General features: G+C 69.5%; 26 protein-coding genes. 10 read left to right on the top strand and 16 right to left on the bottom strand.

Annotated elements, in window-relative coordinates; genetic code table 11:
• Positions 1-16: 16 nt before the first annotated feature.
• From cobF to ACFY36_RS30280, 4 genes are read left to right on the top strand one after another with little or no spacing between them, the layout of a single operon-like run.
• Positions 17-766 (top strand): precorrin-6A synthase (deacetylating), encoded by a 750-nt coding sequence (gene cobF, locus ACFY36_RS30265; protein ID WP_499749288.1) that lies wholly within the window; start codon positions 17-19, stop codon positions 764-766.
• 3 nt (positions 767-769) lie between these two features.
• Positions 770-1,135 carry a hypothetical protein gene (locus ACFY36_RS30270; protein ID WP_499749289.1) on the top strand — a complete coding sequence of 122 codons (366 nt, stop codon included), beginning with the start codon at positions 770-772 and terminating at the stop codon, positions 1,133-1,135.
• Between the two features lies 1 nt (position 1,136).
• Positions 1,137-1,259 (top strand): hypothetical protein, encoded by a 123-nt coding sequence (locus ACFY36_RS30275; protein ID WP_499749290.1) that lies wholly within the window; start codon positions 1,137-1,139, stop codon positions 1,257-1,259.
• A 59-nt stretch (positions 1,260-1,318) separates the two neighbouring features.
• Entirely contained in the window at positions 1,319-2,212 is an 894-nt protein-coding gene (locus tag ACFY36_RS30280) for a helix-turn-helix domain-containing protein (protein ID WP_499749291.1), read from the top strand.
• Between the two features lie 39 nt (positions 2,213-2,251).
• Here the strand turns inward: ACFY36_RS30280 and ACFY36_RS30285 are convergent, their stop codons facing one another.
• Positions 2,252-2,458, bottom strand: coding sequence for a DUF397 domain-containing protein (locus ACFY36_RS30285; RefSeq protein ID WP_499749292.1), 207 nt, complete (start codon positions 2,456-2,458; stop codon positions 2,252-2,254).
• Positions 2,459-3,185: 727 nt separating this feature from the next.
• On the opposite strand from ACFY36_RS30285, the gene ACFY36_RS30290 reads away from it, so the two are divergent.
• Positions 3,186-3,335, top strand: coding sequence for a hypothetical protein (locus ACFY36_RS30290; RefSeq protein ID WP_499749293.1), 150 nt, complete (start codon positions 3,186-3,188; stop codon positions 3,333-3,335).
• Positions 3,336-3,387: 52 nt separating this feature from the next.
• On the opposite strand, the gene ACFY36_RS30295 is transcribed toward ACFY36_RS30290, so the two are convergent.
• Both ACFY36_RS30295 and ACFY36_RS30300 read right to left on the bottom strand, forming a co-directional pair.
• The gene (locus tag ACFY36_RS30295; RefSeq protein WP_499749294.1) at positions 3,388-4,632 is read right to left on the bottom strand and encodes a hypothetical protein; all 1,245 of its coding nucleotides are present in this window, start codon (positions 4,630-4,632) and stop codon (positions 3,388-3,390) included.
• On the bottom strand, positions 4,619-7,336 hold the full coding sequence (locus ACFY36_RS30300) for a putative bifunctional diguanylate cyclase/phosphodiesterase (protein ID WP_499749295.1): 2,718 nt from the start codon (positions 7,334-7,336) through the stop codon (positions 4,619-4,621). The genes ACFY36_RS30295 and ACFY36_RS30300 overlap by 14 nt, the downstream gene beginning before the upstream one ends.
• Positions 7,337-7,469: 133 nt before the next feature.
• Between ACFY36_RS30300 and ACFY36_RS30305 the strand changes: the two genes are divergently transcribed.
• Both ACFY36_RS30305 and ACFY36_RS30310 read left to right on the top strand, forming a co-directional pair.
• Complete coding sequence (locus tag ACFY36_RS30305; RefSeq protein WP_499749296.1) at positions 7,470-7,952, top strand: permease-like cell division protein FtsX; 483 nt, start codon at positions 7,470-7,472, stop codon at positions 7,950-7,952.
• Between the two features lie 20 nt (positions 7,953-7,972).
• The gene (locus ACFY36_RS30310) at positions 7,973-8,473 is read left to right on the top strand and encodes a hypothetical protein (protein ID WP_499749297.1); all 501 of its coding nucleotides are present in this window, start codon (positions 7,973-7,975) and stop codon (positions 8,471-8,473) included.
• Positions 8,474-8,476: 3 nt separating this feature from the next.
• Here the strand turns inward: ACFY36_RS30310 and ACFY36_RS30315 are convergent, their stop codons facing one another.
• The 5 genes from ACFY36_RS30315 to ACFY36_RS30335 all read right to left on the bottom strand — a co-directional run bounded on the left by ACFY36_RS30315 (position 8,477) and on the right by ACFY36_RS30335 (position 12,400).
• On the bottom strand, positions 8,477-9,547 hold the full coding sequence (locus ACFY36_RS30315) for a DNA glycosylase AlkZ-like family protein (RefSeq protein WP_499749298.1): 1,071 nt from the start codon (positions 9,545-9,547) through the stop codon (positions 8,477-8,479).
• On the bottom strand, positions 9,544-9,966 hold the full coding sequence (locus ACFY36_RS30320) for a PPOX class F420-dependent oxidoreductase (RefSeq protein WP_498654420.1): 423 nt from the start codon (positions 9,964-9,966) through the stop codon (positions 9,544-9,546). Before ACFY36_RS30320 ends, ACFY36_RS30315 begins: the two co-directional genes overlap by 4 nt.
• Before the next feature lie 9 nt (positions 9,967-9,975).
• Positions 9,976-10,476: a P-loop NTPase family protein gene (locus ACFY36_RS30325; RefSeq protein WP_499749299.1), complete on the bottom strand. Its 501-nt coding sequence runs from the start codon at positions 10,474-10,476 to the stop codon at positions 9,976-9,978.
• A gap of 11 nt (positions 10,477-10,487) precedes the next feature.
• On the bottom strand, positions 10,488-11,138 hold the full coding sequence (locus ACFY36_RS30330; protein WP_499749300.1) for a response regulator: 651 nt from the start codon (positions 11,136-11,138) through the stop codon (positions 10,488-10,490).
• Between the two features lie 152 nt (positions 11,139-11,290).
• On the bottom strand, positions 11,291-12,400 hold the full coding sequence (locus ACFY36_RS30335) for a sensor histidine kinase (protein ID WP_499749301.1): 1,110 nt from the start codon (positions 12,398-12,400) through the stop codon (positions 11,291-11,293).
• Between the two features lie 112 nt (positions 12,401-12,512).
• Here ACFY36_RS30335 and ACFY36_RS30340 point away from each other — a divergent pair, with 112 nt between their 5' ends.
• Both ACFY36_RS30340 and ACFY36_RS30345 read left to right on the top strand, forming a co-directional pair.
• Positions 12,513-13,040 (top strand): hypothetical protein, encoded by a 528-nt coding sequence (locus tag ACFY36_RS30340; RefSeq protein WP_499749302.1) that lies wholly within the window; start codon positions 12,513-12,515, stop codon positions 13,038-13,040.
• A 4-nt stretch (positions 13,041-13,044) separates the two neighbouring features.
• Positions 13,045-13,689, top strand: a complete 645-nt coding sequence (locus ACFY36_RS30345; RefSeq protein ID WP_499749303.1) for a dihydrofolate reductase family protein — start codon at positions 13,045-13,047, stop codon at positions 13,687-13,689.
• On the opposite strand, the gene ACFY36_RS30350 is transcribed toward ACFY36_RS30345, so the two are convergent.
• The gene (locus tag ACFY36_RS30350) at positions 13,632-14,213 is read right to left on the bottom strand and encodes a TetR/AcrR family transcriptional regulator (protein WP_499749304.1); all 582 of its coding nucleotides are present in this window, start codon (positions 14,211-14,213) and stop codon (positions 13,632-13,634) included. The two genes, ACFY36_RS30345 and ACFY36_RS30350, sit on opposite strands and share 58 nt — an antisense overlap.
• 19 nt (positions 14,214-14,232) lie before the next feature.
• Here ACFY36_RS30350 and ACFY36_RS30355 point away from each other — a divergent pair, with 19 nt between their 5' ends.
• Positions 14,233-15,462, top strand: a complete 1,230-nt coding sequence (locus tag ACFY36_RS30355) for a beta-ketoacyl-[acyl-carrier-protein] synthase family protein (RefSeq protein ID WP_499749305.1) — start codon at positions 14,233-14,235, stop codon at positions 15,460-15,462.
• A gap of 30 nt (positions 15,463-15,492) precedes the next feature.
• Here the strand turns inward: ACFY36_RS30355 and ligD are convergent, their stop codons facing one another.
• The 7 genes from ligD to ACFY36_RS30390 form a co-directional block, all read right to left on the bottom strand.
• Positions 15,493-16,449, bottom strand: a complete 957-nt coding sequence (gene ligD / locus ACFY36_RS30360) for a non-homologous end-joining DNA ligase (RefSeq protein WP_499749306.1) — start codon at positions 16,447-16,449, stop codon at positions 15,493-15,495.
• Between the two features lie 20 nt (positions 16,450-16,469).
• Positions 16,470-16,799 carry a hypothetical protein gene (locus tag ACFY36_RS30365; protein WP_499749307.1) on the bottom strand — a complete coding sequence of 110 codons (330 nt, stop codon included), beginning with the start codon at positions 16,797-16,799 and terminating at the stop codon, positions 16,470-16,472.
• Positions 16,800-16,933: 134 nt separating this feature from the next.
• Complete coding sequence (locus tag ACFY36_RS30370; RefSeq protein WP_499749308.1) at positions 16,934-17,818, bottom strand: carbohydrate ABC transporter permease; 885 nt, start codon at positions 17,816-17,818, stop codon at positions 16,934-16,936.
• Entirely contained in the window at positions 17,815-18,708 is an 894-nt protein-coding gene (locus ACFY36_RS30375; protein ID WP_499749309.1) for a carbohydrate ABC transporter permease, read from the bottom strand. The genes ACFY36_RS30370 and ACFY36_RS30375 overlap by 4 nt, the downstream gene beginning before the upstream one ends.
• Positions 18,709-18,772: 64 nt before the next feature.
• Positions 18,773-20,041 (bottom strand): ABC transporter substrate-binding protein, encoded by a 1,269-nt coding sequence (locus tag ACFY36_RS30380; RefSeq protein WP_499749310.1) that lies wholly within the window; start codon positions 20,039-20,041, stop codon positions 18,773-18,775.
• Between the two features lie 125 nt (positions 20,042-20,166).
• Positions 20,167-21,162 carry a LacI family DNA-binding transcriptional regulator gene (locus ACFY36_RS30385; RefSeq protein WP_499749311.1) on the bottom strand — a complete coding sequence of 332 codons (996 nt, stop codon included), beginning with the start codon at positions 21,160-21,162 and terminating at the stop codon, positions 20,167-20,169.
• A gap of 129 nt (positions 21,163-21,291) precedes the next feature.
• On the bottom strand, positions 21,292-22,143 hold the full coding sequence (locus ACFY36_RS30390) for an NAD(P)-dependent oxidoreductase (protein WP_499749312.1): 852 nt from the start codon (positions 22,141-22,143) through the stop codon (positions 21,292-21,294).
• Positions 22,144-22,285 lie beyond the last annotated feature (142 nt).

Here is a 22,285-nt window from a genome sequence, read left to right on the forward strand (position 1 = left end):
CGGCACACTTGCCCAGGTGCGGAAAATCTGTCTGATCGGGATCGGCGCCGGCGACCCGGACCACCTCACCCTGCAAGCGGCCAAGGCCATCGGGCGTACCGACGTCTTCTTCGTCCTCGACAAGGGCGAGGTCAAGCAGAGCCTGGTCGACCTGCGCGAACGCATCATCCGCGGCTATTCCAAGCCCACCCGCAAGATCGTCGAGGGCCGCGACCCCGACCGCGACCGTACGCCGGCCGACTACGAGGGCACGATCGCCGACTGGCGAAGCCGCCGCGCCCTGGTCGTGGAGGAGCTGATCCTCGAGCACCTCAAGGATGACCAGCAGGGTTCGCTGCTGGTCTGGGGCGACCCCGGTCTGTACGACTCGTCGATCGCCATCGTCGAGGAGGTGCTGGCCCGGGGCAACGTCGAGTTCGAGTACGAGGTGATCCCCGGCATCAGCAGCGTGTCGGCGCTGGCCGCGAAACACCGGGTGCCCCTCAACCGGGTCGGCCGTCCCTTCCAGGTGACGACGGGCCGGCGCCTGGCCGAAGGCTGGCCCGAGGGAGTGGACGACGTGGTGGTGATGCTGGACGCGCAGCAGGCGTTCACGGCTCATCCGGACGCTCAGATCTACTGGGGCGCGTACGTGAGCACCGCCGACGAGATCCTCCGCTCGGGGCGGGTGGCCGACGTGGCCGATGAGATCGTCAAGACGCGCCAGGAGGCTCGCGATCAGCACGGCTGGATCATGGACACGTACATCCTGAAGCGCGACGCTTAGCCGGTGACCGATCCCTACGCGACCTTCGAGGACCGCGTCGTCGCCGAGTTCGGCGACGGCCATGATGTGGAGGGCATAGCGGCCCGCTACGGCCTGACCGTCGCTCAGGTCTACGCCATCGTCGAGCGCGAGGTCGGCCCGGCGGCCCCGCCCGCGTATCCGCCGCCGCCTCCGGGCTACTACGCTCCCCACCGCGCTTCGCGCGAGACGGCCGCCGCCGGGTTATTACGGGCCGCCGCCGCAGTCCCAGCCGTATCCGCCGCCGGGTTACCACCAGCCACAGCCCTATCCGCCGCAGGCCTATTACGCGCCGCCGCCTCCGCCGCCGGCCGGGTATCACCCGCCCGGCACCCCCGCCTGGGTGCCTAATGTGCTCGACGAGGACGCCATCGTCGCCGAGTACGGCGACGGGCACGACCTCGACGCGATCGCCCACAGACACGGCATCACCCCCGACCAGGTCCTCCAGGTGGTCCAGCGGGCTCTGGGCTGACCATCCACTATGCTGCGAATCACTCGGCGAATCCGTGCAGATGCCTGACAGAGGTGCGTATGGCGAGCGGTCTCGATCCCATGGTGCAGCGCCGGCGCCTGCGGGTGGAGTTGCGCAAGGCGCGTGAGGCCGCGGGCCTGTCCCAGAAGGAAGTCGCGCCGGAGATGGACTGGTCCGATTCCAAGCTGATGAGGATCGAGGCCGGTGCGGTCGCCATCGCGGTGAATGATCTTCGCGTGTTGCTCCAGCTTTACGGGATCACCGACAAGGAGCGGATCGATTCGCTGATCGCGATGGCCCGGGCCGCCAAGGAACCGGCCTGGTGGCGGCCGTACTGGGACACGGACACCATGACGACCCACTTCGCCAATCTGCTCAGCTACGAGTCGGCGGCCTCGATCATCCGCAATTACGAGCCGCTGCTGATGCCCGGCCTTCTGCAGACCGAGGACTACGCCCAGGCGACGCTGGCCGAGATGGCGCCGCAGGCGGCCGACGCGGTCTCGGTGGGGCGGGTCGACAATCTCGTCAGCCTGCGGATGAAGCGTCAGGAACAGCTGAGTTCCCGAGCGGATCGGCCGGAGCTCTTCTTCGCGCTCGACGAAGCGGTGCTCTATCGGTGGGTCGGTGGCCCGGGCACGATGCGCCGCCAGCTCGAGCGGCTCGCGGCCACGCTCGAACAGCCGGACGTCACGATCTGGATCGTTCCGTTCAGCCAGGGGCTCTATCCGCGCATGCGAGGGGCGTACGCCCTGCTCGAACTTCCCTCGGCCGACGAGAGCGAGGACATCCTCTACCTCGAGGATCCCCGGGGAGAGTGGCTGATCCGGGACGACATCGAGGAGGCGGCGAGCTATCTGGAGGCCTTCTGGGGCATCGAGCAGGTCGCGCGGAAGAACGAGGACGCACTGGTGCTCGTGGAGCGCGCGGTCGCGAGCCTCGACCGGTCCTGAAGTTCGGCGTCCGGGCGGACAAGCCGCCCGGACGCCAGGTCATGCCCGCGCCGGAAGGTCGAACTCTCCGTCGTTGACGCCGCCCACGAAGGCGGACCACTCGCTCCGGGTGAAGGTGAGGACGGGTCCACGCCCTTCCGCCTTGGTGTCACGCACGAGGATGACCTCTTGATCGGCCTGGTAGGAGACCTCGACGCAATTCCCGCCCGCGCTGCGCGTGCTCGTGCGCCATTCACCTGAATTCATTGAAGATCACCTATGCTTTGAGGGTCGCCGAAGGTATTGCTGAATGCTGTCTTGCGGTTACAATAGGCTCGGGCGTCGAGGCTTGTACGCCATTTGGCGGATAAGCCTGATGGAGTCAAGTCATAACCCGCGTGTGAGTTAACCGCGCAAGGGTACCGCCGATGGGCTTCGCTGTCCATTTTCGGAATTGAAGGAATCTCACGATGTTCGTGTGGTGAGATAGTGGACTACGAAATTCTGCTACCTGGCAGATTGCCGTTGGCAGACCGCCATGTCCGATATGCCGCCGAGCGTCGTGCCCACGGCAGGCCGTCGGGCTGCAACTCGGCTGTTGCAGGCCTCGGTCAGGCGCTTTGCGACCCGGCGGGGCGACGCCGGTCCGTATGCGATCGTCAATTGGACGCCCGGCGAATGGCCTTTCATCGGCCGGTGAAAGTCAGAGCGCCATAGTGCAAGCGGATACTTGGCAACTAAGGATCGATCTCGCATACTGATTGCGGATCCGCTGCCTCATGACTCGACGGCAGTGCCAACATTCGAGGCGGCTACCTCGAATCAGGCCGGATTGTCCGCTTTTTGCGACGGGCAATCCGGCCTTTGTCGTCGGATGATGATTTGTGGCTGGAAAGTCCTTGTGATTCTGGGGCACAATTACCGAGTGTCAATGATCCTTCACTTTTGGGCGTGAGTGGAAGATCTAATTCGACCGGGGGAGGAGGTGCTACGGATGCGCAAAGATTTCATGGACGTCGTGAGAGAGGCGATCGGATCGTGGCCCGCAACATTTCGCCTCTGCTTGATTCTCGTGGTAGCCGCCACGATCACGATGTACTACTTCGTCATGGGGGTGCCGGACCTGCCGGGTCTCATGAGGTAGCGGATCCGAGAAGAGCCCCGTCCCAGCGGCAACTGGGCGGGGCTCTTCGCCGTCAGTGGGCCAGGCGGTGGAACAGGCGGGGGGCCATGGTCAGGCCGGCCCAGATGATCAGGGACAGCACGCCCAGGACCAGGGCGCTCGCGCTGGCCGCCATGCCGATGGCCGGGGCGGCGATCATCATGGGCAGGGCCCGTACGGCGACCGCGCCACCCAGGGCCCGGACCGACGCGCTGTAGGCCAGGTCCCGGGTCAGGGTTCCCGGTGACGCCTCGGCGGCCACCCGGGCGTCCATGTCGCCCTCGAAGGCGGTTGTCGCCAAGCCGGCCGCGAACTGGGCCAGGAGCACGAACGGGGCGTAGACCGGGGCCAGGATCCAGCCCGCCAGCATGCCCAGGCCCCACAGCGACCACCGCAGCACGGCCGGCAGGCCCAGGCGTTCGATCCAGCCCACCGCGCTGTCGGCCAGCAGCGTTCCGGCGCAGAAGGCCACCGCCGCCCCCGCCACCCAGCCGCTTCCGTACAGCTCCTCGGTGACCGGGACCGCCAGCAGCGACGGGCCGGCGGCGATCAGCATGACGCCGCCGCCGGCCAGCATGAGGCGGGGCATGGGCAGGCGCCAGCCCGGTTTGGCGTGACGGCCGCGGGACGGGGAACGGGGGAAGACCGAGCCGGCCGGGATGATGCGGGCGCGGCGGGCGATCAGCATGACCGGCAGCAGGGTGCCCAGGAAGACGACGAAGACCGCGTGGAGCAGCCAGCCCGCCGGGCGGCCGTCCGGGCCCGACGGCAGCAGGGCGGCCAGGGCCGTGCCCGCCGCCTCCACGCTCACGATGCAGATCACGAAGCGGGTCATCGTGCGCGGCGACGCGTCCACCGCCGTCACCTCGGCCCGCAGCCCGGCGTAGCCGGCCCAGGCCGCCGTGTGCATGATCAGGATCAGCGCCGCCACCAGCCAGGCCGGCAGGCCCGCGACCACGCCGAACAGGACCAGGAAGCGCATCGGCAGCTCGACGCCGGCCGCCGTGCGCAGCAGGGCCCGGCCGTTCAGGCGGCTCGACAGCCAGCCCGCGGCCGGGGCCGACAGCACCGTGCCGACCAGCATGGCCGCGTTGTAGAGGGCGGCCTCGCCCAGCCCGCCCCGGGCCGTGCCCATGAGCACCACGAAGGTCCAGCCCAGGGCCATGCCGAACGAGTCGACGACGCCGGTGACGAGCAGCTCCCGCAGACGGCCGGCCCGGCGCAGACCGCCGGGGCCGGTGGCGCGGTGGGTGCCGCGACGCCGATCAGCCAGCAGCACGGGCGCCCTGGACGAACAGCTGTCCGGCCTGCTCGGCCGGGACCGGGCGGGAGAAGTAGTAGCCCTGCGCGAAGTGGCAGCCCATCTCGCGCAGCGCCTCGAGCTGGACGAACTCCTCGATGCCCTCGGCCACCGTGTCCATGCCCAGGCTCTTGCCGAGCTGCACGATCGTGTCGGCCAGGGCCGTGTCGTCGGTGAGGGCGCCGAGGCGTTCCACGAACGAACGGTCGATCTTCAGCGTGTCGACCGGGAAGCGGCGCAGATAGGCCAGCGACGAATATCCCGTGCCGAAGTCGTCGATGGCGAGCGTGACGCCCAGCGCCTTCAGGCGTACGAGCTGCTCGAGATTGTCGTCCGTGTCGGTCATCAGGACGCTCTCGGTCATCTCCAGGCACAGCTGGTCGGCCGGCATGCCGGTCTCGGCCAGGATGCCGGCGACGACCTCGACCAGGTCGGTCCGGTCGAACTGGCGCACCGAGACGTTCACCGCCATCTTCACCGGGCGGCCGCCCTCGGCCGACCAGGCGACGGCCTGACGGCAGGCCTCGCGCAGCACCCAGCGGCCCAGCGGCACGATCAGGCCGGTCGCCTCGGCGATCGGGATGAACTCGGCCGGCGGGATCAGGCCGCGCGTCGGATGCTCCCAGCGGGCCAGCGCCTCGAAGCCGATCACCTCGCCGGTGGCCAGGTTGATCGTCGGCTGGTAGTGCAGGTGCAGCTGGTGCCGTTCCAGCGCGAGCCGCAGGTCGGCCTCGAGCTCGAGACGGGCGACGAGACCCGAGAGCATTTCCGGGTCGTACGTCGCGTAGCCGCTCCCGCCGGCCGACTTCGCCTTGTACATGGCGAGGTCGGCGTTGCGCATGAGCTGCTCGGCGCCGTCCTTGGCGTCGCCGAGCATGTCGGCCGAGGCCAGGCCGATGCTGGCCTGCACGTGGATGTCGCGGCTCTCCCCGCCGAACGGCGTGTCGAGGGCGTCGATGATCCGCTGGGCGACCTGCTCGGCCTCGTCGGCGTCGCCGCCGGGAGCGGTGATGATCAGGACGGCGAACTCGTCGCCGCCGAAGCGGGCCACGATGTCGGCCGAGCGCACCGAGGACCGGAGCCGGTCGGCCACCTGCACCAGGAGCTGGTCGCCGGCCAGGTGACCGAGGCTGTCGTTGACCTCCTTGAACCCGTCCAGGTCGAGGAAGAGCACGGTGACCTCGCCGCCCTCGGCGCGGTGGTGCAGCGCGTCGCTGACCCGCTCCCGGAACAGCGCCCGGTTGGCCAGCTGGGTCAGGGCGTCGTGGTACGCCTCGTGGACGAGCTGGTCCTGAAGCTCCTTGCGCTCGCTGATGTCGCGGGTGTTGAGCACGAGCCCGGCCACGCTCGGGTCGCTGAGCAGGTTCGTGATGGTCATCTCGGCCTGGCGGACCCGCCCGTCACGGTGGCGGACCACCAGCTCCAGCACGGTCGTCGCGTACGGCCGGCCCGCGACCTGCCGCAGCGCCTGGGCCAGCCGCAGGCCCGACTCGGGGTCGAGCATCTTGGTGAGCCGCCGGCCGGTGAAGACCCGGGCCGGATAGCCGAAGACGCGCTGCACCGACTCGCTCTGGTAGAGCACGTCGGCCTCGGGGCTGACCACGGTGACGACGTCGGAGCTGTGCTGCACGAGCGCGTGGAACCGCTGCTCGCTGGCGAACAGCTCGGCCGTCCGGTCGGCGACGCGGGCCTCGAGCGTACGGGTGAGGTTGCGGTTCTCCCGCAGCGTGAGCAGTTGGCGCCCCACGATGAGCAGGATCAGCGCGGACCGCGTGTACGCCACGAAGAGGTTGCTGTGCCCCGTCTTGGCGTACCAGATCACCGAAGTCAGAAGCGCGGCCAGGACGGCGACGTACGGCAGCAGGATGCCGACCGGCTGGCCGTTGTCGGTCCCCTCGTCGTCACCGGCCGGCGACGACGGCTTGACCGCGGCCAGCAGGATCAGCAGGAAGCCGGCGAACCAGCCGATGTCGGTGGGCCCGCCCGAGCTGTAGCGGTCGACCAGCTGGAGATAGGCGTAGGCGATGTCGGACACCGCGAAGGCCGAGATGCCCGCGCCGACGAGCGCGAGCTGAGCGAACGTACGCCCGTGCCGTCGCTGCTGGGCCAGCATGTACAGCACGATCGTGATCGTCACGACGTCGCCCAGCGGATAGGCCAGGCTGATGTAGAGCGCGAGCCCGCTGCCCCGGCCGTTCTCCAGCAGCGGCGACACCACGAATATCCAGGCGATCAGCACGAGCGAGCAGGCGACCATCAGACCGTCGATGACGCTGCGGACCCGGTTGGCCACACCTTGGGCGCGGCTCGGCAGCACCAGCAGGCCGATCGGGGTCAGCAGGGTCATGCCCAGATAGCCGATGTCGCCGGCCGACGGGAACGGCATTTCGTCGGCGCGCGCCATCTCGAGATAGGTCCAGACGCCCTCACCGAGGCCCCAGCTCAGTACGCCGAGCCCGATCAGCCCCCAGCCGGCGCGCATCCGCCCGCTGAACGTTCGGGCCCGCCCGAGACAGGCGACGGCGGCCAGCACGGCCACGGCGCAGAGCCCGAAGTTGGAGACCGTACTCGTCACGTCATCTCCTCCGATGCCCACGCCGAGGACCACGGCCAAGACGGCGACGAGCGCGCCGGTCAGCGCACACGCCGCATACCAGCGGCGCGTAGCGGTGCTGCCTGCCATCTGATCTCCGGGTGTCGGCGGTGGTCGTACTCCGGAGATCGGGCCGTGGGCGCGTGCCTTGAAGGTTTCGGCTGAGGCACGGCTGTGTTCTCGGGTGCAAATCGGGTGCAAGGCCTTCTATACGATGCCCGGCGTGACCGAACCTTCTCCCCTCCCGCCCCGCCGGCCACTCCTGATCGCGGTCGCGGTCCTGATCGCCCTCGCCGGCATCCTGGCCGGAGCGGCCGGCGGCGTGGGCTATCTGCTGTACGCGGGCTTCGAAAAACCGGACGTGAAGGCGTACAAGGTGACGGTCTGGATGAAGCCGGAGGTGACCGAGGCGCAGAAGGCCGACATCCGCGCGCAGCTGGAGCAGCTCCCGCACCAGACCGGGATCGAGTTCACGAGCAGCGCCGACTCGTTCGCCGACGCGAAGGACCTCTACAAGGACCGGCCCGAAATCCTGGAGGCCCTGACCCCGGAGAAGATGCCCCAGTCCTTCCGGCTGACCACGGAGAGCGCCACGTTCGACTGCGGCTCCCTGCCCTCCATCCGCAAACTGCCCGGATACAGCGACCTCCAGGTCGCCCGCACGGCCTCCAGGAGCGAGCCACCCGCCATGATCGCCTGCTACTAGGACCCCCTACGCTGCCCGGCGTGACCGAGTTCCCCACCCCGCAGCCGTACACGCCGCCCGGGCCCGCGCACTTCAGCACCAGGGCGATCGTCTTCGCGGTCGCCCTGTCCGCCCTGCTCGTGGGTGCGGCCGCCGGCGCGGGCGGCCTGCTGCTCGCGGGCTTCCGGGAGCCGGTCGAGCACAAGTACACCGTCACGGTCTCGATGCGATCGGCGGCGACGGACGGGCAGACGGCGGCCGTCCATGAGCTGCTCGAGCGGCGTCCGCACGAGGGCCCGATCGATCACCAGACCAGCGCCGAGGCTCTGGCCCTCGCGAGGGAGGTCTACAAGGACCGTCCCGAGGTCGCCGCCGCCGCGACCATCGACAACGTGGGCCAGTGGTTCACGGCCACGGTCACGAGCGCGACGTTCGACTGCGGATCGCTGCCGTCCGCCCGTACGCTGCCCGGAGTCACGGGGGTGCGGGTCGTCGTGGACGGCACGGAGAGCATGCCGGCCGCACTGATCGACTGTTACTGAGGTTCAGAAATCGGCGGGCAGGTCGAGGCCCAGCCCGAGCCAGTTCGCCAGGTCCTGGATCTCGTGGAGGACGGCGGTGTCCGTCGCACTGGAGAAGGGCGTGTCCTGGTGGACGGCGTCCACGCGGAGGACCCGGTTGCGGTGGTCGGCTGTGGCGTCCACTTTTCCGATCAGACGGTCGCCTCGGAGGATGGGCAGGGCCCAATAGCCCCATTTGCGCTGGGCGGGTGGTTTGTACATCTCCAGGGCGTAATCGAACTCGAAGAGGTCGACCATGCGCTTGCGGTCGAAGATGAGGCGGTCCAAGGGGGAGAGGAGCGCCGTACGCCCGGCGAAGGGGAGATCGAGGTACGCCGGATCCACCCGCCACGTGCCCCGCACGCCCTTGACGGTGGCGGGCTCGCCGGCCTCGACGCCGCGGCGGGCCCGGAGCAGGCCCTGGGAGTGGAGCAGCCGTTCGTCGCGGATCCTGGTGGCCTCGGGCTCGGGGACGGTCTCCGACGGGTAGACGCGGTGGGCCAGGTCCCAGAGCTTCTCGCGGCCGTCGCGGTCACCGATGGCTATCTCGCCCCGGGAGGCCAGGCACTCCAGCAGCATCGTCAGGCTCCGGTTGTTGTTCCAGCCGGAGGACGACCAGGGGACCTTGCACGTGTCGGGGAGCTCGGACTGGGGGAGCGGGCCGCCGTCGTCGAGGCGGCTCAGGATGTCGCGGCGGCAGTCGGCGTTGGCAGCGACGAAAGCGTGGGCCCGCGGATGGCTGAACTGGTCGTCCGGGTCGTCCCAGGCGGACATGCGGGCCTTCAGAAGCGAGATGTCGGCGTACGGCCGGATCATGCCCTTGAGTTCGATGAAGGTGCGGTCCTCGAGGGCCTCGGTGAGGTGTTCGGGCCGGTACGAGGCCCCGAGACGGCTCCAGGCGATCAGGTCGGCGCTGGGCGCGACGGCGCTCGTCTGGTCGTACTGGAGAAGGGTCAGATGTTCCACCAGTTCGGAAAGCCCGCGAGGGCGGTCGCGGGTGAGGAACTGGGCGCGCACGGCTATGCGGCGCGCCTCCTGACGGGTGAGAACTATCAAGCGGCGACCCAGCCGTAAAGGTGTTCCACCTTTATCGAGCAGACCAGGCGGCCGTCGGTGACCATGGCGCGGCGGAAGTCGTCCCAGTCGGGGTGCTCGTGACCGGTGATCAGGCGGTAGATCTCGATCAGCTCCTCGACCACCGGGTCGTCGAGCCGCCAGGCGACCGGGCTCAGCTCGGCCGTGCCCTCGCCGACCGCGTAGCCGTGGCCGTCGGCGGCGGTCACCTTGACGCTGACCCGGGGGTCGCGGCGCAGATTGTGAACCTTGGCCAGGCTGGTGCGGGTCGAGAAGCGGACCAGGCCGGGCAGGGCGATGTAGCTGACGTCGGACAGCTGCGGCCGCCCGTCCTTCTTGATCGTCGCGACGGTGCCGAGCTTCCCCGTGGCGATGACATTCCACAGCACGTCATCAGACATGTTCTGACCTTAAAGGGAGGCGAGCCAGTCGCGTGCCTCTCCCGGCGAGCGCAGCAGAATCGTCTCGGGAAAGTCCGGGTGGGCCTGCCACTGGCGCATGCGGGCGCGTTTGCGGCCCCACGACCGGAAATGGAAGTACAGGAGCGAATCGCGGTCGAGGAGAAGGTTCCGGAACGATTCCCGGTTGCCGTTGCAGATCTCGGTGCGCCGGATCACGCGGGTCAGCGAGCGCCGCACGAGCCGGCCGAAGGAGACGTGGCGCGGCATGTCGAGACCGACGATCAGATCGGTTCGCGACAAGACGATATCGGCCCATTTCATGTACGCCGCGTCGATCACCCAGGCGTCGGCGGCGCACACCTCGCGAATGCGGTCGCGCTGAATCTCATCGGGCACCTCCACCCAGCCCGGCTCCCACATCAGGTCGTCGATCGAGTGGTACGGAAGGCCGAGGCGCTCGCCGATGCGGGCGGCCATCGTCGATTTGCCGGCGCCGGTGACGCCGTACACCAGAATTCTCTTCATCCCGCCAATCCGTCCTCGAAAGCGATGATCACCAGCTGGACGCGGTCGCGGACACCGAGTTTGGCGATGGCCCGGCTGATGTGGGTCTTGGCGGTCAGCGGGCTGATGACGAGCTCGCGCGCGATCTCCTCATTGGACAGGCCGGCCGCCACCATGCGGACGACCTCACGCTCCCGGTCGGTCAGCACGGCCAGCCGGTCCTCGCCCTTGGCGGCGGCGACCGGGCGGTGGCTGAACTGGCCGACCACCCGCCGGGTGACGCTGGGCGAGAGAAGAGCGTCGCCCGCGGCCACGACCCGGACCGCCTGCCGAAGGCCGTCCGGGGCGATCTCCTTGGTGAGGAAGCCGCTGGCACCGGCGGCCAGCGCGGCGAAGACGTACTCATCGGTCTCGAAGGTCGTCAGAATGATGACCTTGGTGTCCGGGTTGTCGGCGAGCACGGCCTTGGTGGCGGCGATGCCGTCCATGCCGGGCATCCGGATGTCCATGAGGATCACATCGGGCTTGAGGGAACGCGCGCTGCGAACAGCCTCGTCACCGCTGGAGGCCTCACCGACGACGTCGATCTCCTTGTCGCGCCGAAGAAGGCTCCGGAAGCCGGCCCGCACGAGGTGCTGGTCGTCCGCGAGCAGAACCGAGATCGTCATCGTCCCCTCCAGCTGAATCATGTCGTGCCGAGCACCCGCCCGTCATCCACATTCCCCGGTTGTCCACAGGCGCTCGGCGGGCGCCGCCGGATTTTGCGAGGATGGCCCTGTTGGATGGGGGTCCCCCTGGGAGGGCGGGGTCGGCTTCGGTGTCACGCGGTGAACGGGATCGTTGCCCGGACGGTGAAGCCGCCCCTGCCGGCGCCGGCCGTCAGCGCCCCGCCCAGCGCCGCCACCCTCTCGCGCATGCCGGCGATGCCGTTGCCGTCGATCACCGTGTCGGCCGCCGTGCCGTTGTCCTGCACGTCCACCACCACGCTGGCCGGCGCGTATCGGACCGTCACCGCCACCCGGCTCGCCCCCGCATGCCGCACCGTGTTCGTCAGCGACTCCTGCACGACGCGGTACACCGCCGTCGCGACCGGCGCCGGCACCAGCTCCCGCTCACCGAACTCGTTCAACGACACCGCCAGCCCGGCCGACCTGACCTGCTCCGTGAGCCGTTCCAGGCCTTCGAGTCCGTCGGCCGGTTCGCCGATCGCCGGTGCCGCGCCCTCCCTCAGCACGTCGACCAGCGACTTGAGGTCGGTCATGGCCCGTCCCCGCACCTCCTGGGCCAGGCGCAGCGACGAGCGCGCCTCGTCGGGGTCGCTGTCGAAGGAGTCCAGCGCCACGTTCAGGTGGACGCCGACCACGGCCAGCGTGTGGGAGACGACGTCGTGCAGGTCGCGGGCGATGCCCACCCTCTCCTCGGCCCGGCGGCGGCGGGCGTCCAGCTCGCGTTCGTGCTCGTCCTGTTCGAGGCGGTGGGCCACCTCGGTCTGCCAGCGGACCGTGCTGCGATAGGCGGTGGCGACGGCCAGCACCGCGGCCAGCCACAAGGACTCGCCGCCGATGTGGGCCAGGGTCCAGGTGCTGCCGTGTTCCGAGACGACGAAACCGTCCCAGGCGAAGCCGTACGCCAGGGCCGTGCCGCCCGCTATGGCCGCCGTGCGCAGGTGGCCGGCCAGCACGACGGCGATGAGGGCGGCCGTGGCCGGCCACACCCAGCCGGAGTCGACCAGCCAGCTGCCGCGCATCGCGGCGATCGACAGCAGCGAGACGACGAGGACGGTCCGTGGCCCGCGCTGGATGAAGAGGGCCAGGACGGCGAGCCAGACCGCGAGCGACACCGTCATGACCGTGTCGACGTTGCCGCCGGTGATGGCGAGGCCGGCCGGAACGCCGACCAGGGTGAGGGTGGAGGTCAGATATCTGTTCATGGACAGGACGCTATTTTCGCCGGGGGCCCCACCGCGTCGTCCAGCCGCCGTCACCTGCACCGACGCCTCCCGAGTACTTCCGTACGCCGAACGGAGTACCTAAGGTAGCCGGGTGACCGCCGCGGAACTACTGGCCGCCTCCGGCCGCTTCCCGATCGCTGCCGGGCTGAGCGACGCCGAGTTCGGCGCGATCGAGGAGGAGTTCGGGTTCTCCTTCGGCGACGATCATCGCGCGTTCCTGGCCGCCGGGCTGCCGGCGGGCCGGGGCTGGCCCGACTGGCGCGGTCCCGATCGTGCGGCTCTGCGGGAGCGGCTGGCCTGGCCGGTCGAGGGCGTTCTCTTCGACGTCGGTTCCAACGATTTCTGGTACGGCGGGTGGGGCCCCCGGCCGCAGGCGGCCGAGGCCGCCGTCGCCGCGGCCCGCGGCTATCTGCTGACGGTCCCGCGGCTGGTGCCGCTCTACGCGCATCGGTTCCTGCCGGCGGGCCTGTCCGGCCACCCGGTCCTGTCGGTCTACCAGACCGACGTCGTCTACTACGGCGCCGGCATCGAGGACTGGCTGCACCGGGAGTTCGGCCTGGGCTCGGCGTCCCCGGCCGAGCCGAGGGCCACGGTGCCGTTCTGGCGCGATCTGCTCTAGGCCGATGAGTTCCGGCCCCGGCGCCGGTCTGACCGGCATGACGACGACATACACCTTCGACGTGTTCACCAGCCTTGACGGCTTCGGCACGGCCACCGACCCCTCGTGGGGCGGTTATTGGGGCAAGCAAGGGCCGGAGCTGCTCGCGCACCGCCTGGCCCAGTACGAGACACCGCAGCGGATGGTGTTCGGGGCCAACACCTACCGGGCCTTCACCCAGTTGCTCTCGGCCGGGACCGAGGACACCGTGTACGACGCCTGGGTGACCCGCATGCGGAACCTGCCGGCGATCGTCGTGTCGAACACCCTGCAAGGGCCGCTCGACTGGCCGGACGCGACCCTCGTCAAGGGCGATGCCGTCGAGGTGGTGGCGCGGCTGAAGGAGGAGTCGGACGTTCCGCTGCGCTCGCACGGCAGCCTGGCCATGAACCGCGCCCTGATGGCGGCCGGGCTGGTCGACCGGGTGCAGGCGACGCTGTTCCCGGTGGTCACCGGGCGGACCGGGAGCGATCCGATCTTCGCCGGGGCCGCCGACTTCGACCTCGACCTGCTCGAGACCCGGACCCTCGACGGGCGCACGCAGGAGCTGATCTACCGGCCGGCGCTGCGTACCGTGAGCACGCCGGCCAGGTCGACGTCGGCCGACTGACCGCCGTAGCCGCTCTCGGAGATCAGTCGGGCGCCGAAGACGGTGGTCCAGAAGGTGCGCGCCTCGATCAGGGCCGGCCGGTCGATGACCCAGCCGCGGCGGTCGAGGACGTCGAGCAGATAACGCTCGGCCTGGCGGAAGAGGACGGACAGGCTTTGCTGTACGGAGGCGTGCAGCTCCGGGCGCAGCCGGCTCACCGCCATCGCGTGCACCGCGACGGGCACGGCGGGCAGGGCCAGGGCCGTACGGGCCAGGGCCATCCGGAACGACTCCGGTGACCGGCGGCGCAGGCCGATCGGCTCCAGCCGCCGGGCCTGGTGGAGCAGGAGCCGGAAGGCGGCCTCGACGAAGAGCGCGTCCTTGGAGCCGAAGTAGTACGTGATCTGGTGCGGGTGGGCGCCGGCCGCGCTCGCGATGTCGGCCACGCTCACCGCGGCCGGGCCGCGATCGGCGAACAGCGCCTCGGCGGCGGTCAGGATCGCGTCGCGGGTACGGCGGCCGCGTGCACGTGGTGGCTCGGTCATAGTTGTACGCTATACAACTATGACGGATGTTGTGATCACCGGGCTGGGTGCGACGACCCCACTGGGCGGCGATGTCGACGCGCTCTGGCAGGGCATGCTCGAGGGCCGCTCGGGGGTGCGGCGCATCGACGACGTGCTGGCCGGCTACGCCCATCTCGACGAGCTGCCGACCCGCATCGGTGCGCCGATGGCGGTCTCGCCCGACACGGTGCTGGAGCGGGTGCAGGCCCGCCGCATGGACCGCTGCCAGCAGGCGGCGCTGGTCGCGGCCCGCCAGGCCTGGTCCGACGCGGGCACGCCGGGGGTCGAGGGTGAGCGGCTGGCCGTCGTCATCGGCACCGGCATCGGTGGCGTCACCACGCTGCTCGACCAGGACGACGTGATCGAGGAGAAGGGCCCGCGGCGGGTCTCCCCGCTGACCGTGCCGATGATGATGCCCAACGGCGCCGCCGCCTGGATCAGCATCGAGCTCGGGGCCCGGGCCGGCGTCTACACCACCTCGGCCGCCTGCGCGTCCGGGGCCGAGGCGATCGCCCAGGGCGTCCGGCTGATCCGGTCGGGCGAGGCCGACGTGGTCATCGCCGGTGGCTCCGAGGCGTGCATCGCCCCGATCACGGTGGCCGGGTTCGCCCAGTCCCGCACGCTCTCCAAGCGCAACGACGAGCCCGAGCGGGCGTCCCGGCCCTTCGACGTCGACCGCGACGGCTTCGTGCTCGGTGAGGGCGCCGGGGTCGTGGTCCTGGAGCGGGCGGAGTTCGCGGCGGCCCGCGGCGCGCGGCCGGTGGCCCGGGTCGCCGGCTTCGGGGTGACCTCCGACGCGTACCACATCACCGGCCCCGAGCCGTCGGGCGAGGGGCAGATCCGGGCTCTCGAGGCCGCGCTGCGGACGGCCGGCCTGACGCCGGGCGACATCGACCACCTGAACTGCCACGCCACGTCGACCGTGGTCGGCGACGTGGGCGAGGTGGCGGCGATCCGCGCCGCGCTCGGCGACGACGTGGTGCTCACCGCCCCCAAGGGCGCGATCGGCCACCTGGTGGGCGCGGCCGGCGCGGTGGAGAGCATCATCACCGTGCTCTCGGTGGCCGAGGGGCTGATCCCGCCCACCCTCAATCTGGAGAACAAGGCGCCCGAGGTGACGCTCGACGTGGTCACCGGCGAGCCCCGCAAGCAGGCCATCGGCGCCGCCATCTGCAACTCGTTCGGCTTCGGCGGCCAGAACGTGTCGCTGCTGTTCACCCCGGCCTGACGTCGCCGCGCTGTTTCGGGCCGGGCTGTTTCAGCCGGCCTCGCGGCGGGCCTTCGCGCGGCGTTTGCCCTCGTGCATGGCCTGCACCCGGGCGACCGGGATGGTCCGGCCCTCCTCGATCAGGCCCTCGTCCAGCTTCTGGGGCGAGGGCATGGCGGCCGCCCAGTCATGGCCTTGGGCGAGCAACCCGGGTGCGGTGTGGACGGTGAAGTCGGCCGGGGTCACGTCGTCGAGGTCGTCCCAGGCGACCGGGAACGAGACGGGGACGCCGGGGCGGGCCCGGGGGCTGTAGGCGGCGGCCACCGTGGCGCCGCCCGAGCGGGTGGCGTCGAGGAAGACCTTGCCGTGGCGGTCCTCGCGGATGAAGGCGGTGGTGGCCAGCTCGGGGTCGAGGCGCTCGGCGCGGGCGGCGACCGCGCGGGTGGCCGCGGCGACCTCCTCGGCGTCGGCTTTGCCGTCGAGTGGCACGAAGACGTGCACGCCCTTGGAGCCGCTCGTCTTCACCGCGCCGGCCATGCCGATCTCGGTCAGCGCGGCCCGCACAAGGCGGGCGGCTTGCACGGCTTTCTGGAAGCCGTCACCTTCGGGAGGATCCAGATCCATGATCAGGTGGGTCGGGTGGTGGTCGCCGGCGAGCATGAGCGCCGGGTGATATTCGATGGCGCGCTGGTTGCCGAACCAGAGCAGGGTCCGCCGGTCGTTGCACAGCGCGTAGGTGACCTCGCGATGCGACGCCTCGGCCCACACCGCCGTGCGCGGCACCCATTCCGGCGTGTATTTCGGGAGATTCTTCTGCATGAATCTCTCCTGGCCGCGCAGCAGCCGGATCACCGACAGCGGCCGGTCACGCAGCACCGGCAGCATGCGATCGCTGACCGCGTCGAGATAGTCGATCAGGTTGCGCTTGGTGGCGCCCGCACCCTCGTACAACTCCTGATCGAGGTTTGTCAGCGTGACCCCGTCGCGCTCCTCGCCCTTGTCGGCCATGAGGCCATCGTGCCCTACATTCAGCCGAGCTGGGCGATGCCGGCCGCCGGAAGAGCCATGAGCAGGGTGAGTACGACGTAAAGCCCACCCAGTCCGAAACGGCCGTGTTTGGTGGCGAGCGCCGCGGCGGTGAACGGCAACGCGACGATCAGCACGGTGGCCAGGGTGAAGGCGGCGCCGGAATCGGTGATCAGGCCGTAGAGGACCACGAGCGGGACGGCGAACAGCCAGGCCAGGGTGACCGCGATGATCCATAGGTGGAGCGTCGTCCGGCGTACGTCGTCAGCCGGATCTTTGTGCAGGGCGTAAGCCATGCGCGCGGCGAAGCCGTCGACGTCCTCGGTGGTCACGAGACAGAACCTTAGGGCCAAGCGGGGCCGGGCGCTTCGCCCCGATTGGGTGAGAGACCAAACCTTCACCGGAAGTTGGTGCCGGCGGCTTCCCGGCGCGTCTCGGTGGGGGCGCGCCGGGAAGCCGTACCGGCTCAGCTCTTGACCGAGCCGGCCATGAGACCGCCGATGAACCAGCGGCCGAGCAGGACGTACACCACGAGCGTGGGCAGCGACGTGATCAGCGCGCCCGCCATCGAGGCCGCGTAGTCCGGCGACTGCGCGCCGGCCAGCGCGTTGAGCGCGATCGTGATCGGGCCGTTCCTCGTGTTGGACAGGAAGATCGCGAATAGGTAGTCGTTCCAGGCCGACGTGAACTGCCAGATGACGGTCACCACGAAGCCGGGGATGGAGATCGGCAGGATGATCCAGGCGAACGTCCGCAGCAGTCCCGCCCCGTCGACCCGGGCCGCCTCGACGAGTTCCTCGGGCACGGTCGTCGCGTAGTAGTTCCGGAAGATCAGCGTGCAGATCGGGATGCCGTAGACGCAGTGCACGAAGACCAGGGTCGGGATGCCGGGCGGGATGCCGATCGTGGTGACGATGTCGCGCAGCGGGATCATGACGGCCTGGTACGGGATGAACATGCCGAACAGGATCAGCGTGAACACCAGGTCGGCGCCGGGGAAGCGCCAGCGCGACAGCACGAAGCCGTTGGCCGCGCCGATCACCGACGAGATCAGGGCGACCGGGATGGCCAGCTCGAACGTGCGGATGAAGGACGCGTGCAGGGAGTCCCACGCCTTCTCCCACGAGGCGAGGGTCCACGTCTCGGGCAGGTTCCACTGGCTCGTGACGCCGATGTCGGAGCCGGACTTGAAGCTGGTCACGATGAGCACGTACATCGGCATCAGCACGATGATCAGGAAGAGCAGGACCAGCGCGTACTTGACGATCGAGCCCAGACCGAAGGGCCGGCGCGGCTTGGTCCGCGGCTTCAGCGATTCCAGCGCCTCTTGCGGGGCGGCGACGGCGGTCATGCGTTCTTCTCCGCCCGGTTGGTGTAGATCAGGTACGGGACGATGACGACGGCCACGAGCAGCAGCAGGATGATCGAGATCGCCGCGGCCTTGGCATAGTCACTGGTCAGCAGCGTCTGCCAGACGTAGACGGCGGGCACCTCGGTGAGCCACTGCGGTCCCGAGACGCTCATGATCAGGTCGAACATCTTCATCGACATGTGCCCGAGGATGATCAGCGCCGACAGCGCCACCGGCGTCAGCTGCGGGAAGATGACGTTGCGGTAGAGGCGGTAGGTCGAAGCGCCGTCCATCGCGGCCGCCTCGCGCAGCTCCTGCGGGATGCCGCGGAAGCCGGCCAGGAACAGCGCCATCACATAGCCGGAGAGCTGCCAGATGGCGGGCATCGCCATCGCGGCCATGCCCCAGTTCGGGTTGGTCCACCACTTGTTCTCGAGGAAGTCGAGGCCGATCGCGCCGAACACGGCGTTCAGGCCGCCCGCGTTGTCGCCCGTGTTCGGGTTCATCAGCCAGCGCCACACGACGCCGGAGGCCACGAACGAGACGGCCATCGGGAACAGGTAGACCGTTCGGAAAAAGCCCTCACCCCGTACGCCGCGCTCGAGCAGGAAAGCCCAGAGCAGGCCGAAGAACATCGCGCCGACCAGGAACACCACCGTGAAGATCAGCAGGTTCTTCAGCGAGTGGGTGAAGCGGTCGTTGATGTCGTCGGTGAACAGCTTGGTGTAGTTCTCCAGGCCGACGAAACCCTTCGACCCCAGGGCGGTGTGCTCGTCGGACACCGAGACCTTGGTGGTCCAGGCGATCAGGCCGTAGACGAAGACGGCGAGCAGGATGAGCGAGGGGGAGAGCAGGAGCAGACCCGGTCCCCATTGCCGGAGTCGGCGCATCAGGGCTCCTTACTGGGAAAGGCGGGGCGGCTTTTTCGCCGCCCCGCCCCGTTTACCGAGAGATTTACTTCTTGACGAACTGCTGCGCGGCGGAGGCCAGGGCCTTCTGCAGCGCGGCGGCGTCCTGGTTGGTCGAGAACGCGCCGAGGGCCGAGTTGGCCGCGCCCTGCCAGCCCTGCGAGCAGGCCGAGCCGTGGGCGCAGGACGGGACCTGGGTCGCCGACTTCCAGTCGGCCATGGCGGCCTGCTGGTACTTCGGGTAGTCGGTGGGGGCGGCGTCCGTACGGGCCGGGATCGAGCCCTTCTTGGTGTTGAACGCCTTCTGGCCCTCGGCCGAGCCGACCGTCTTCAGCCAGCACTTGGTGCCGTCGGCGTTCTTGGCGCCCTTCGGCAGCACGAACGAGTCGGCGAGCCACTGGAAGGTGGTGCCGTTGCCCGGGAAGGTGAAGTAGCCGTAGTCGGCGAACTTCTTGGCGTCCAGGTCGGCCGCCTCCCAGTCACCCATCAGCTGGTACGCGGCCTTGCCGTCCATGACCAGCTTCTCCGCGTCGGTCCAGTCGAGGGCGTCGCGGTCGGTGTTGGTGTAGGTGAGGAGCTTCTTGAAGTCCTCGATCGACTTGGTGACACCGGGGTCGTTCCAGTCGGTGCCGCCGTTCCACAGGGCGGTGAACTTCTCCGGGCCGAGGTCGGTGATCAGGACCGACTCGAACAGCATCAGCTGCGTCCAGTCCTTGCCGATCGCCAGCGGCGCCTTGATGCCCTTGGCCTTGACCTTGTCGAGGTCGGCGAAGAAGCCGGCCAGGTCGGTCGGGTCCTTGGTGATGCCGGCGTCGGCCAGCACCTTCTTGTTGGTCCAGACGACGTTGGCGCGGTGGATGTTCGCCGGCACCGAGTAGATCTTGCCGTCGACCGTCAGGTTGTCGATCAGGCCCTTGGGGAACGCCTGCTTGAGGCCCCACGAGTCGTAGTCGGCGCTGATGTCCTCGACCTGGCCGGCGTTGATGTAGTCCTGGAGCTCGGCGCCGGCGTGCGCCTGGAACGTGTCCGGCGGGTCGCCCTGCTGGAGCCGGGACGCGAGCACCGACTTGGCGTTCGCGCCGGCGCCACCGGCCACGGCGCCGTTCTCGAAGGTCTGCCCGGCACACGAGGTGCCGAACTGGGCGACCAGGCCGTCGAGCCCGGCCTTCTCACCGCCGTCGGCCCACCAGGTGAAGACCTCGACCTTCTTGGAGCCGGAGTCGCCGCCACTGTCGTCACTGGACCCACAGGCCGTGGCCGTCAGGAGCGCGGCGACACTGACGGCTGCCACCGCAGCCCGTCGAGTGAAGCGCATAGCTGTCTCCCATCGAGATATTGACATCGTTGTCACGCGATTCGGGAGTACGGTGCCGCCTGAACGCACGGGTGTCAACGACTGTTTCCGTGTCGTTACGTGCGAACACTGTGGATAGATGATCGTTACCGTGGTGAACGTTCACCCGACCCTCTTGCAATGATCGATGTCGAAATAACGATGGTGCGGGCGGGGCCGGTATGGCCACTGATCCGTTCGTGGGCGAGCCGGGCCGCCTCCCGCCCGAGCGCGGTCATGTCGTGGGCGACGACGGTCGTCCCGAGCACGTCGGCCAGGTCGAAATCGTCGAAGCCGACCAGCGCCGGCTGCTCCCGGATGTCCCGCATGCCGCGCAGGGCGCCGGTGGTCAGCCGGTTGTTCGTCGTGAAGATCGCGGTGGGCGGAGGATCAAGGGCGAGGAGCTCCTGTACGGCATGTTCGGCGTGCCGGACATCGTGAACATCGGTCCGGACGTACGGCTCCCACTCGCTGTTGCCGGCGGCACGCATAGCTTTGACGAAGCCGTCGATGCGTCCCTTCTGCGGCGCCATCCGCTTGAGGTCGGCGACGAGCGCGATCTTCCGATGCCCCTGGGCGAGCAGATGCTCGCCGGCCGACCGTGCCCCGCCCGCGTTGTCTATCAACACGGCGTCCGCGGCGAGCCCGTCCGGCGGCCGGTCGAGGAAGACGAAGGGAACACCGCGGTTGCCTTCGATGGACAGGTATTCGTGGTCGCTGCCGCTGGGGATGACGAGAAGGGCCCGCACCCGCCGTTCGAGGAAGGCGTCGACGAGGCTCCGCTCGAGGGCGGCGTCCTCGTCGTTGTTGGCGGTGATCAGCAGAAGCCCGTGCTGGCGCAGTTCGCGCTCGATCCCGCTGGCGACGGCCGAATAGAAGGGATTGGTGAGATCACCGCTGACCAGTCCCACCAGGGCCGAGGTGGCACCTCGGCGCAGCTCCCGGGCGATCCCGTTGAGCCGATAGCCGAGCAGGTCGGCCGCGTCGAGCACCCGCCGCCCGGTCGAGGGCGCCACGTTCGGCTCCCGGTTGAGGGCGCGGGACGCCGTCTTGAGGCTGACCCCCGCGAGAGCCGCAACCTGGGTCAACGTCGGCCGGCGCACACTCGCATCGTGGGCGGACATCACGCTCCGAGCCTCTCGACCAGCGGGGACGCCCCAGTATGACATCGACAAAGGTGTGATCCACCGCCCCGAGACCCCCGACTCACCCCACGACCTTCCTGGAGCCCCTCATCCGTCTCTCCGCAGGCGCGCGACGATCTCGGCCGGGCTGAGATCGCGGTCGTTCTCGGGGTCGTCGCCGGCGAGCCGGGTCGAGGCGATGTCGGCGAAGGCGTCCGCCATGGCCGTGAAGAGGTCAGGACTCAGCCCGGCCTCGGCCTGGGTGGCGGCCACCTCCCGCATCTCGCCGACGTAGCGGTGCGCCTTCGTCGCGGCCCGCGCCACGCCTTCGTTGTCGGCCAGCCCATTGCGCGCGAGATCGTCCACCACTTCGTCGAGCACGCCGTGCGCCCCGGCCGTCCGCATGGCCTGCGTGAGCAAGCCCATCAATCCCTTGTAGACGCTGCCCGTGCACATCTTCAGCGCGCTCGCCGCCCCGACCCGCTCACCCAGAACAACCGGCTCGATCATCCCGGCCCACGGCAGCCCCGCCACGATCTCGGCCTCGGGTCCCGACAGATAGACCCTGGCTCCCGGCTTGACGCTGGGCGGCGGCCCCGAGATCGACCCGTCGACCACCCGCAGCCCGCCGAGCTCCCTGGCCACCCGCTCCATGGTCCCCGGCGACACAGCATTGAGATCAGCCACAACCGGCCCCGGCGTGATCGTGTGAAGGGACTCGGCGATCGAGCGGGCGGCGTCGACGGCGGCGGACGGTGGGGTGACCGAGAGGACGACGTCGGCGACGGCCACGGCGTCGGCCAGGGTGGGCAGGATCTCGAGGCCGGCCGCCCCGGCCAGGCGGCGGGAGCGGGTGGAGCGGCCCTCGAGCGTGGTGACGACGCGGGCGCCGCCGCTCAGCAGGGCGGCGCCCAAGCCTGAACCCATGAAGCCGGCGCTGACTATGGCGACGGTCGGCATCGACGGACCCCTCTTCATTGATCACACAGCCGGCTGACAGGTCCAACCTAGTGTTGTGAGTCTTTAAATCGTTGTCAGTGGGTACGTTGGTGGGATGCCGTTGCCGACAGCAGTGCCGATCGTGCTCACTGATGACGAGCGT

The organism is Actinoplanes sp. NPDC000266, assembly GCF_042899005.1.
Lineage (GTDB): Bacteria > Actinomycetota > Actinomycetes > Mycobacteriales > Micromonosporaceae > Actinoplanes.